Here is a 10,037-nt window from a genome sequence, read left to right on the forward strand (position 1 = left end):
TTGTAGGAGCGGCGTAAGCCGCGAAGCTGATGTCAATGAAATCGCCATACAACCCGAAATCCGATGGACCACCAGCTTCGCGGCTTACGCCGCTCCCACACGATTGGGCACGCTCTACGGGTAAAGCGTCAACGGAGTCTGGCCGACTGCAGGCCTTCAACGAAATCACGCACAGCTCTCGCCGCCGGTGAAGGGCATGCCTGCAGGAGGAGATGGGGACCTGCAACACTCCTAACGGTCGCATGCTTGATCGTCGACAGAATAAGCTCACCGGCACCCGGCATGATCAGGCGATCACCCTCTGCTCGCAGATACAGCACCGGCAAGGTGACGCGTGTCAGCAATGCCGATACATCCGCCTGCATTGCAAACGCCGCACGTTGCCGCAACACGTTTGGATGCACTTCAAGCAAGGCCCGTTCGAGCGCAACGTTCAATGCCGGGGTTGCCCAGCGGCCCAGCAACCACCAGGACAGCAAGGCCAGCGGCAACGCGCGGACAGGCGCAAAACGTGTCAGCGGTGCCAGCGGCGAAAAGAAGGGCAGCGGCGTGCGTGCGAAGGTTGTGGACAGCACCACGCCAACAAGATTGACCGGAGGATCAGCTGCGATAGACAGCGCTATAGGTCCCGAAAAGGATTCACCCAACAGCACGAAAGGAACATCGCGGGGCAACCCAGCCCTGACCAGCACCTCCAGCGCCGCATAGTCCAACGCCTTATCCGGCGGATAGCGCAGCACCGTCACCGGCCCAAACACATCACCCAGGCAGGCGACAAACTGTGCATGCAGTGCCGCCGTTCCATCGAGACCGGGCAGGATTACCAGTGTGGTCACCCAGCCCGTCTCATTCAGACCGTAATCGTCTGCGTCAACGATTCCCAGGTCGGTGGTACCGGCCAATCGGCCTGTTGGTTGCCGTCCAACACGCGGCGCAGATCACGCTTGTCGATCTGCGGTGCAAGCACGTGTACCAGTTCCAGGGCGTAGTCGCGCAATACACGATCGCGCGGCAGTACCGCCCAGGCGGTGCACTCGGGAATCGATGCCGGTGCCGGCCAGGCGCGCAGGTCGGTGTCGTTGGCGCTTACCGCCATTTCCGCGAGCAGGCCGACGCCCAGTCCGGTGCGTACATAGGTCTTGATCAGGTCCGCGTCCAGCGCGGTCAGGGTCAGGTCCGGTTCCAGATCCAGCGCAGCGAAGGCGCGACGCAGTGATGAACTGGTGCGGGTGGAAGACTCGTAGCTGATCAAGGGATGGCTGGCCAATGCGGCCATGTCCGGCGTTACCCCAGCGCGATCCAGCGGATGGCCCTTGGGCACCAGCACCAACCTGCGCCAGCGATACAGCGGCACGGCAATACCGGTGCTCGGTTCGCCACCTGCAGTGCTGATGATGGCGATGTCGGCATCGCCTTGGCTCAGCAGATCCAGTGCATCGCTTTCAGCGGCCTGCTGCAGGTGCACGCTCACTTGCGGATAAGCCAGCTTGATGCGTGCAACCGCTGGTGGCAGCACGAAACGTGCCTGCGTGTGGGTCGTGGTCAGGATCAGTTGGCCGTGGCTCTCGCGACGCTGGTTCGCAGCGTAGGTGCGGATGTTGTTGGCTTCGGCCAACACGCTGCGCGCACGGTTGATGACTTCTTCACCTGCAGGCGTTACCGATTCAAGACTTCTTCCTTTTCTCACGAACAACAGAAAACCCAACTCGTCTTCAAGCTGTTTGAGCTGTTTCGACAACCCCGGCTGGGTGGCATGCACCCGTGTCGCGGCGAGCGTGATGTTCAGCTCGGCATCGGCAATAGCAACGAGGTAACGCAGTTGGGTAAGTGTCATCGCAGTGTTGGAGAGAGATCTTCGGTAAGGAACTGTGAAGAATGTAGGCCAAAACGGTCTCGATACTTATAACCTAAAGTTATCTGAGGTTGGGCGCTTTTCATTTCCGGCGCTGTGGGGCCGGCGCTACGGTCACGGTCCTAACTCCGACTACCTCCGTCATCGCCTTGGACAGCCCCTTGTTCCCCCTGTTTGCCGACCTCAAGGGTCGGGCCGTGCTGGTCGTTGGCGGGGGCGCGGTGGCCGAGCGAAAAACCGAGGCGCTGCTGCGTGCCGGTGCCCTGCCCCGGGTCGGCGCACCGGCCCTGAACCCGGCACTGCGGCAATTAGCCGATGCCGGACGCATCCAATGGCTGAATGGTCAGTTTGATCCGGCCTGGCTGGACCAGGCGATCTGGCTGGTGATCGCCGCCACCGACGATATCGCCGTCAACCATGCGGTCGCCGAGGCCGCCGAAGCGCGCCGGCTGTTCGTCAACGTAGTCGATGACGCGGCGCTGTCCGGCTTCCACGTGCCGGCGGTGGCCGAACGCGGGCCGCTGCAGATCGCCATTTCCAGCGGCGGCGGTGCACCGATGGTTGCCCGCCATGTCCGCCGCCAGATCGAAGAACTGTTTGACCAGGCCTGGGGCCAACTGGCGCAGCTGGTCAGCCGCAAGCGCGGGCTGATACGCGAGCGCTTCCCCGAGCTGGCTGCGCGCCGCCGCTTCTTCGACCGACTGATCGACGGCCCATTGCTTGGCCTGCTGCGCGCACGCCAATCCATTGCTGCGGAAACCCAGCTGCTGCTGGACATGGGCGCCGAGGCCCCGGTCCATAACGGCTCGGTGGTGCTGGTAGGTGCCGGCTCCGGTGACCCCGGCCTGCTCACCCTCAACGCCCTGCGCGCACTCAACCAGGCCGATGTGATCCTGCACGACCGCCTAGTCAGTGCCGAGGTGTTGCAGCTGGCGCGGCGCGATGCCGACTTCATCGAGGTCGGCAAATCCGCACAGGGCCGCAGCACCGCGCAGGAGCACATCCACGCGCTGATGCTGGAGCATGCCCGCGCCGGCAAGCGCGTAGTGCGACTCAAGGGCGGCGACGCCTTCGTGTTCGGCCGCGGCGGCGAGGAACTGCAGTTCCTGCGCGCCCATGGCATCGCCTTTGAAGTTGTGCCTGGCATCACCGCCGCACTGGCGTGCGCCGCCTACGCCGGCATTCCGCTGACCCACCGTGACCACGCCCAGCAATTGCGGCTGGTGACTGCACACTGCAAGGACTCGCTGGACACGTTGGATTGGCCGGCGCTGGCAGAACCGCGGCAGACGCTGGTGTTCTATATGGGCGTGGCCGCGCTGGCGCAGATCCGCAGCCACCTGCTCGGCGCCGGGCTGGCGCCCAGCACCCCATTCGCCCTTATCGAAAACGGCTCCCGCGCCGACCAACGGGTGGTCAGCGGGCAACTGCGCCAGCTGCCCGAGGCCGCTGCCCAGCACCAGGTGAAGTCGCCGGCGCTGCTGATCCTCGGCGACGTGGCGGCGCTGGCCGATGAACTGCATTGGTTCGGCGACGCGCCGCTGCACGCAACGCCTACTGTTTCCTCACTTTCCGCAAAGACGGCAACGCCCACACTGGCCGACGCCGCCTGACCACCTCCCCGGAGATTTCAATGGCCCTGTACAACAGCATCCTGGACACCATCGGCAATACCCCGGTGGTCAAGCTCAACCGCCTGGCCCCGGCCGGCGTCGACATCTACGTCAAGGTCGAGTCATTCAACCCGGCCGGCTCGGTCAAGGACCGCCTGGCCCTGGCCATCATCCTCGACGCCGAGAAGAAGGGCCTGCTCAAGCCCGGTGACACCATCGTCGAAGCCACCTCCGGCAACACCGGCGTCGCCCTGGCGATGGTGGCCGCCGCGCGCGGCTACAAATTCGTCGCCACCATGGTGGAAACCTTCTCCATCGAGCGCCGCAAGCTGATGCGCGCCTATGGCGCCAAGGTCATCCTGACCCCGGCCGCCGAGCGTGGCAGCGGCATGGTGCGCAAGGCCAAGGAACTGGCGCAGCAGCACGGCTGGTTCCTGGCCAGCCAGTTCGCCAACCCGGCCAACCCTGCCTATCACCGCCAGACCACCGCTGCCGAGATCCTGCGCGACTTCGCCGGCAAGCGCCTGGACTATTTCGTCAGTGGTTGGGGTACCGGCGGCACCCTGACCGGCGTCGGCGAAGTGCTGAAGCTGGCCCGCCCGGAAACCCGCATCATCGCCACCGAGCCGGCCGGCGCCGCGCTGCTGGCCGGCAAGGATTTCACCCCGCACAAGATCCAGGGCTGGACCCCGGACTTCGTCCCGGAAGTGCTCAACCGCAACGTCTACGATCAGTTGCTGTCGATCCAGGACGAACGTGCGATTGAGACCTCGCGCCGCCTGGCCGCCGAGGAGGGCATCTTCGTCGGCATTTCCTCCGGCGCCACGGTTGCCAGCGCGCTGGATGTGGCCGCCACTGCCGAGGCCGGCTCGGTGATCCTGGCGATGCTGCCCGACACCGGCGAACGCTACTTCTCCACGCCGCTGTTTGCCGACATCAACGACGGCTCCGACGACGATTGGTTGGCCGGCCTTCCGTAAGTACCGCACTACCCGCCTCAAGCAGAAGGGCCGCCATGTGCAGCCCTTCTGCTCTCGACACCGCGCAACAGCGCAGGGCACCCCACTATTGCCGGCTCAACAAACCCAGCTCCAGCGCCCGCCTGTGAATCTCCAGGTCGCTCTTGACCCCGAGCTTGGCGCGCAATGATGTCCGTTGCTGGTACACGGTTTTGTCGCTGACCCCCTGTTCCAGCGCTATCTGCTTTGGTGTCTGGCCACGTGCAAGCCGAAGAAATACATCGCGCTCACGTTCGGTCAGGGATTCCAATCCTGCTGGGGACGAGGCACGGTTCAAGTCACTGCTCAGGTAGCTCTGCCCGGAAGCCACCGCATGCAGCGCCTCCAGCAGCTCCCTAGGCGCGGCACCTTTGCTCACGTAGCCAGCGGCCCCCCGGCCGAGCGCCTCGGACAGCCAGGGTTCGCTGTCGTGCATGCTCAGCACCAATACAGACACCCGCGGCTGTGCGATCCGCAGCTCGGAAATCAAACCAAGCCCACCGCCTGGCAGTGAAAGGTCCAAAACCAATACATCGGGAAGCAGTCCCTGCACTGCCGCGCGTGCAGTAGCCGCGTCATCGCACTCGGCAACGATGCAGAAGCCGGTTTCCTCCTCGATCAACGCGCGGAACCCGGTACGGACGATTGCGTGATCGTCAGCCATGACAATTCGGATCATCGGCAGATGCTAGCAGCTATGGAACAACGCCCAACCTGAAAATTTCTGGACGTCGGGTACGCGGCATCGCCAAGCCGATACCATTATTGGATGACGCGACCACTGCCGCCCTCTGCCAGGAACCTGTTGCTGGCTGCAAGCTATCCACTGCTGCACAACTTGCTGATGCTACCCGCCAACATGGTCTGGCACCCACCGGCCGGCCTTCGCTTTGCGCTGTTGATGCTGTTGCCCATGCGCTGGTGGCTGCCGATGACCATTGGGCTGGAGCTCTGGTACCGCCTTCTGGGAACAGGTGGCGAGTGGCGCGGGCTGGCCGCATCTGCGGCGCATTTCGTAGCCATATGCAGCGGCCCCTGGCTGCTACGCCAACGTGGCGCTCTTACCCTTGCCGATACCCGGTCTTGGTGCTGGTTGTTTGTCGCAATGATGCTTTCGGCCACCTGCAATGCCTTGCAGATCACTCTCTGGCCTCCTGCATGGGTGGCCGACATGCCAGCCACCGAACTGCTACTGCGGATTACGCTTGGTGACTACGTTGGCATGATGTTGATGGTGCCCCTGATCTTCATCGCATTCCCCCATCGCCCCTCCACCGTCCACTTCCGCAGCTGGCGAGCCGATGTCCCCCGCCTGCTGCTGCCCCTATTGGTGGTCACCGCGCTCGTTCTGCTGTACACACCGCAGCCATGGACCTACCTGTTTGCTGCCGGCCTATGCCTGCCCATCGCAATCCACATGGCCCTGCGCAGCGGCTGGCGGGGAGTAACCCTGTCGATCGGATCAGTCAGCTTGTTGATCGGGCTCGTGGCTTGGCATCGGCAAGACCTGCCCGAGACCATCGAGGGCCAATTGTTGCTGGCGCTGGTCGGCACTACCTTGCTGCTACTTGGTGCCGCGAGCGAATCCCAACGCGCAGCGCAGCACGAGCTGCGCCGCCGGAACGAAGAGCTGCATGCTTTGACCGGTGCGCTGCGAGAGGCTGCCCAGCGTAACCTGGACCTTTCTGAAGACGTCCGCCGCTGGGTTACGGCAGAACTGCATGACGAGCTTGGCCAGAACCTGACTGCGCTGCAAACGCGGCTGGTACTGCTTGAGCGGCGCACGCCTACTGGTGGCCTGTTGCAGCCCGCTTGGGAAATCATAGGCAACATGCGGCATTCCGTTTCCAGCCTAATGTCGAGCCTGCGGCCGGCAGGCTTGGACGAATTCGGCCTTGTTTCCACACTCGGCAACGGCGCTATCCGCACCCTACTTGAAGAGGGAGACCTGTCATATCACCTGCACGTCCTGGACCACGACAAGCAGCTGGGAAGGCTCGATGATCGCACCCAGACAAGCCTGTATCGCATCACCCAAGAGGCTGCTACCAACGCCATACGCCATGCTCAGGCGCGCAACTTCATGGTCCGCATACGCAGTACCTCGAGCGGACGCATCTCGTTGTTGATTGGCGACGATGGCAGTGGCTTCCCAACCGCCCCGCGCCAAGGTGGGCTCGGCCTGCAGGGGATACGCGATCGGGTGCTGTCGCTAGGCGGAACGCTGCGCCTGCGCAGCGACAACAGGGGTACCTGGCTACTCGTCCGCTTGCAAACCAGTTGAACTGGCAAGGCCCGCGAAGCTCGCCAGTTGCAGCACCTTGCGTACTGCGTTCACGCCCCCCGTTCCGGGCGGAGTGATGAGCAGATGTCCCGGCCCAAGCTGCCAGTGCTTCCAGCCATCGCTGCTTGCCTGCGCCACACGCTGTGGCGCCATCCACAGACCACCGGATGCTTCCAGCAACGGGAAGTCCAACCATTGGCAAAAAACCTGGAAGTGCTCCCGCGCACACGCTTCCGCGTCCAGTGGCCAAGGCGTCGAGCGTTCGCTTCCGCCAACCCAATCCCGTTGAGCAAAGACAAATTCAACGAGACCATTCCGCTTGAAGGTGGCATGGAAAGCATCATCATGGAAATTTCCACCTCCCATGTAGCCGGCAAAGTATCCGGCGATCCGTCCTTTTCCCAACTCTGTCCACGAAAAGAAGTAACGGCAGGCAAATGGCGGCGTCAGCGTACACCCCCGATCACTCCACTTGCCGACCATGACCTGCCGGCCCATCGTCGGCCCGGCGACAACTTTTGACCCGCGCACCATCCCTACCCCTAAGCAACTTTTGGCATCAGCATGCAGCGGCCAACAGTCACTCAGCGCTTGAAAATTTCAGATGGAATCGGCTGACCGGCCATTCCACTATCGTCCGCACTTAATGAGGCGACGGGCAAGGACTGCATGGACGACAAAATCAATTCGGACTACTTCTATTGGCACTGTGAAGTCGCCGCGTTGGTGCTGAACACGCTACCTGGGAATCCCGCGACAAAGCATCATGTGCGCAACGCATTGCGCATGGCCACCTTGGCAGCCACCGGCCCGAAAGGTGTTGGCTTCGCCAGCGAACGTGCCCACCAGACCAAGGCACTGTCTGCAAAGAACTGGGACAAGTGCGGCTTGATCAGGGAGCACGTGATACCCATCGGCGAAGTCTACGAAAAGGTCTTCCGTTCACTTGCGTTTCCGATCATTCACAATGACCTTGGCAAGCCCCCGGGCTTCATGCCGGTCAGCGAGGGCAGAATCAAGCTGCGGGCGGGCCAGAGCACCCTCGCACTCGGCAATCCTCGCCCATGGCAGATCGCGCAGATCCTTCAGCAATGGACGCTGTTGGCCTACATCACCAAGGAAGAAGACCAGCTGCTACGCGAACGCAAACTGCACGACCGCATGCCTGCAGGCTGGGATGGCCAGGACAAATTTTCCCGCTATTCCGAGTGTGGCATTGTTTGGAAACCGATCGAATGAGCTCCGGTGTTCGGCGTTTCCCTACCGCAGTGGGATTGCTGCTCTTTACCTCGCTCGCTCAGGCCAGTCTTGGCCATGTCTCGTTTGATCCTGGCGTTTCGACCGCCAGCACCATCGATCCGTCAATGTACTGCCCTTCGCCAGGCATTGACGACGGGGTGTGCCAGGCCAATGCCCGCTTCTGGGCAGAACAACATGAGCGCTTGCTCGGCGATGCGCTCAGGCGTGTTGCCGACGTCGGCGCACTGCAGCAGGACGAATCCGCCTGGCTGGCGGCAATCGAGCGCGAATGCCGCAATGAACTGGAGTGCCTGGGCAACGCGCTCATTCAGCGCCACATCCATCTGGATGGCATCGTGAAACAGGAAGAAGCTACCGCCACAGCAATCCAAACGGACGCTGCAGCGACCGACGACCAGGCCTACGCCAGCGATGACGTGGAAGCTCAGGTCATCGACGAGGAACAGGAAGCTGCGCTTGCCCCAACACGGTTGGCCACCAAGCCCCGTGCAGACACCAACGCAGCGGCCGACGATGTGACACCCACCCAACCAGTGCCTTCCACTGCCACAAAATCGCAGATAACGCCTGCCGGGAAAGCCATGCTGCTCCTGGTCCTGGCCAGCGCCCTGCTCTGCTGCATTGTTCTTGCCCTCTCGGCCTTTGGAAAAATAGTTTTCTACTACGATGTGCGCGATTTCGGCTGGAGCCTGTCCCCCGCATTGTTTACGACCCTGGCATTGTGCAGCGTGGCCGTTCTACGTTCAGGCGAGCTGGACAGCGCCCCCCTGAACCCAACACAGATAACGGTACTGGCTGTTGGCGCGGTTGCCGCGCTGGCTGGTGTATTGATTGCTTACCGCAACGCCATTCGATACAACCGGAGTCTGTTTGTAGGCCTATTGGTTGGCAGCGGAAAGGCTTTTGTCGCCGCGTTCATGATTTTCTCGTTTTTGGCCAATGCAAGCCGCAGGAATAGCGAGAACTACTACCGGTACAACGCCAAAGGCAGGCGTGAGCGCGCACTGGCAGCTTCTTCCTTCACGGTGTTAGGTCTGCTCTGGTACGCACTCGTCAATGGCGAGCGCGTTTACCAAAGGAAGGGGTGGGATCCACCCTGATCCTCCAGCGCTGGAACCGGGCTGGCGCAGGGCCGTAATTTTCATTACATAGCAACCAATGAAGGCCGCCCAGCGCGGCCTTCGCGCGTTTCCGCGTCTTTAAATCACAGCAGGTGAGACTGGACGGGCGCAGACTGCAGTGCAGCAGTGACCGGCCTGGCGGCAGCCGTCACACTTTTCTCATACACCGCAATGGAAGATCACGGCCATGAACATTGAAGTTTGGCAGGGCGACATCACCGAACTGGCCGTTGACGTCATCGTCAACGCGGCCAATGAAACCCTGCTTGGCGGCGGCGGCGTGGACGGCGCAATCCATCGGGCCGCAGGCCCCGGCCTGCTGCGCGAATGCGAGCAGCTACCCGAACTGCGCGCCGGCGTGCGCTGCCCCACCGGCGAAGTGCGCGCCACTGGCGGCCACAATCTGGCGGCCAAGCATGTATTCCATACCGTTGGCCCGGTGTGGCGCGACGGTCGCCATGATGAAGCGGCGCTATTGGCCAATTGCTACTGGCAATCGCTGCGGCTGGCAGAGCAAATGGGCCTGGAGTCGATCGCTTTCCCGGCGATCAGCTGCGGGGTTTATGGCTACCCACTGCACCAGGCGGCGGTCATTGCCGCCACCGAGACCATGACCTGGCAGAAGAGCCATGCGCGGCCTTCGCGGATCGTGCTGGTGGCTTACAACCCGGCTGCGTTCAAGATCTATCAGCAAGCCTTGGCCAGCGTCGGGCCGGCGCAGGAGCAGGCGGGATCTGTACTGGCGTCGTTTGCGGGTGGGTTTGCGCCTGCGCATTGAGGGTTTGGCTGTTCAACGGCCAAGCAAAAGCTACCCCTCCCCAACCCTCCCCTTGCCTGCGGCAAAGGGAGGGGGCAAGAGCGGCTACCCGCGATCTATCCGCCCTGCATGAACAGCCCCCTCCCTTTGCC

10 protein-coding genes are annotated in these 10,037 nt (G+C 62.6%); 6 read left to right on the forward strand and 4 right to left on the reverse strand.

Annotated elements, in window-relative coordinates; all coding sequences use genetic code 11:
* Positions 1–128: 128 nt before the first annotated feature.
* Together QMX78_RS17610 and QMX78_RS17615 are read right to left on the reverse strand one after the other, a co-directional pair.
* The gene (locus tag QMX78_RS17610; RefSeq protein WP_282271951.1) at positions 129–836 is read right to left on the reverse strand and encodes an alpha/beta hydrolase; all 708 of its coding nucleotides are present in this window, start codon (positions 834–836) and stop codon (positions 129–131) included.
* A 14-nt stretch (positions 837–850) separates the two neighbouring features.
* The gene (locus QMX78_RS17615) at positions 851–1,834 is read right to left on the reverse strand and encodes a LysR family transcriptional regulator (RefSeq protein WP_282271952.1); all 984 of its coding nucleotides are present in this window, start codon (positions 1,832–1,834) and stop codon (positions 851–853) included.
* A gap of 167 nt (positions 1,835–2,001) precedes the next feature.
* On the opposite strand from QMX78_RS17615, the gene cysG reads away from it, so the two are divergent.
* Positions 2,002–3,465 (forward strand): siroheme synthase CysG, encoded by a 1,464-nt coding sequence (cysG, locus tag QMX78_RS17620; protein WP_282271953.1) that lies wholly within the window; start codon positions 2,002–2,004, stop codon positions 3,463–3,465.
* 20 nt (positions 3,466–3,485) lie between these two features.
* Positions 3,486–4,445, forward strand: a complete 960-nt coding sequence (gene cysK, locus QMX78_RS17625) for a cysteine synthase A (protein WP_282271954.1) — start codon at positions 3,486–3,488, stop codon at positions 4,443–4,445.
* Between the two features lie 85 nt (positions 4,446–4,530).
* Here the strand turns inward: cysK and QMX78_RS17630 are convergent, their stop codons facing one another.
* The gene (locus QMX78_RS17630; RefSeq protein ID WP_282271956.1) at positions 4,531–5,142 is read right to left on the reverse strand and encodes a response regulator transcription factor; all 612 of its coding nucleotides are present in this window, start codon (positions 5,140–5,142) and stop codon (positions 4,531–4,533) included.
* Positions 5,143–5,232: 90 nt separating this feature from the next.
* Between QMX78_RS17630 and QMX78_RS17635 the strand changes: the two genes are divergently transcribed.
* Entirely contained in the window at positions 5,233–6,747 is a 1,515-nt protein-coding gene (locus QMX78_RS17635) for an MASE1 domain-containing protein (RefSeq protein WP_282271959.1), read from the forward strand.
* Here QMX78_RS17635 and QMX78_RS17640 read toward each other — a convergent pair.
* Positions 6,721–7,281: a hypothetical protein gene (locus tag QMX78_RS17640; RefSeq protein ID WP_282271960.1), complete on the reverse strand. Its 561-nt coding sequence runs from the start codon at positions 7,279–7,281 to the stop codon at positions 6,721–6,723. The genes QMX78_RS17635 and QMX78_RS17640 overlap by 27 nt on opposite strands.
* A 135-nt stretch (positions 7,282–7,416) precedes the next feature.
* On the opposite strand from QMX78_RS17640, the gene QMX78_RS17645 reads away from it, so the two are divergent.
* From QMX78_RS17645 to QMX78_RS17655, 3 genes are all read left to right on the forward strand, one after another.
* Entirely contained in the window at positions 7,417–7,986 is a 570-nt protein-coding gene (locus tag QMX78_RS17645) for a hypothetical protein (RefSeq protein WP_282271962.1), read from the forward strand.
* A complete protein-coding gene (locus QMX78_RS17650) occupies positions 7,983–9,107 on the forward strand; it encodes a hypothetical protein (RefSeq protein ID WP_282271964.1) in 1,125 nt (374 codons plus the stop codon). The genes QMX78_RS17645 and QMX78_RS17650 overlap by 4 nt, the downstream gene beginning before the upstream one ends.
* 208 nt (positions 9,108–9,315) lie before the next feature.
* Positions 9,316–9,906, forward strand: a complete 591-nt coding sequence (locus QMX78_RS17655) for an O-acetyl-ADP-ribose deacetylase (RefSeq protein WP_282271966.1) — start codon at positions 9,316–9,318, stop codon at positions 9,904–9,906.
* Positions 9,907–10,037 lie beyond the last annotated feature (131 nt).

Origin of the sequence: Stenotrophomonas sp. PS02298 (assembly GCF_029959445.1) — a bacterium.
Taxonomy (GTDB): Bacteria; Pseudomonadota; Gammaproteobacteria; order Xanthomonadales; family Xanthomonadaceae; genus Stenotrophomonas.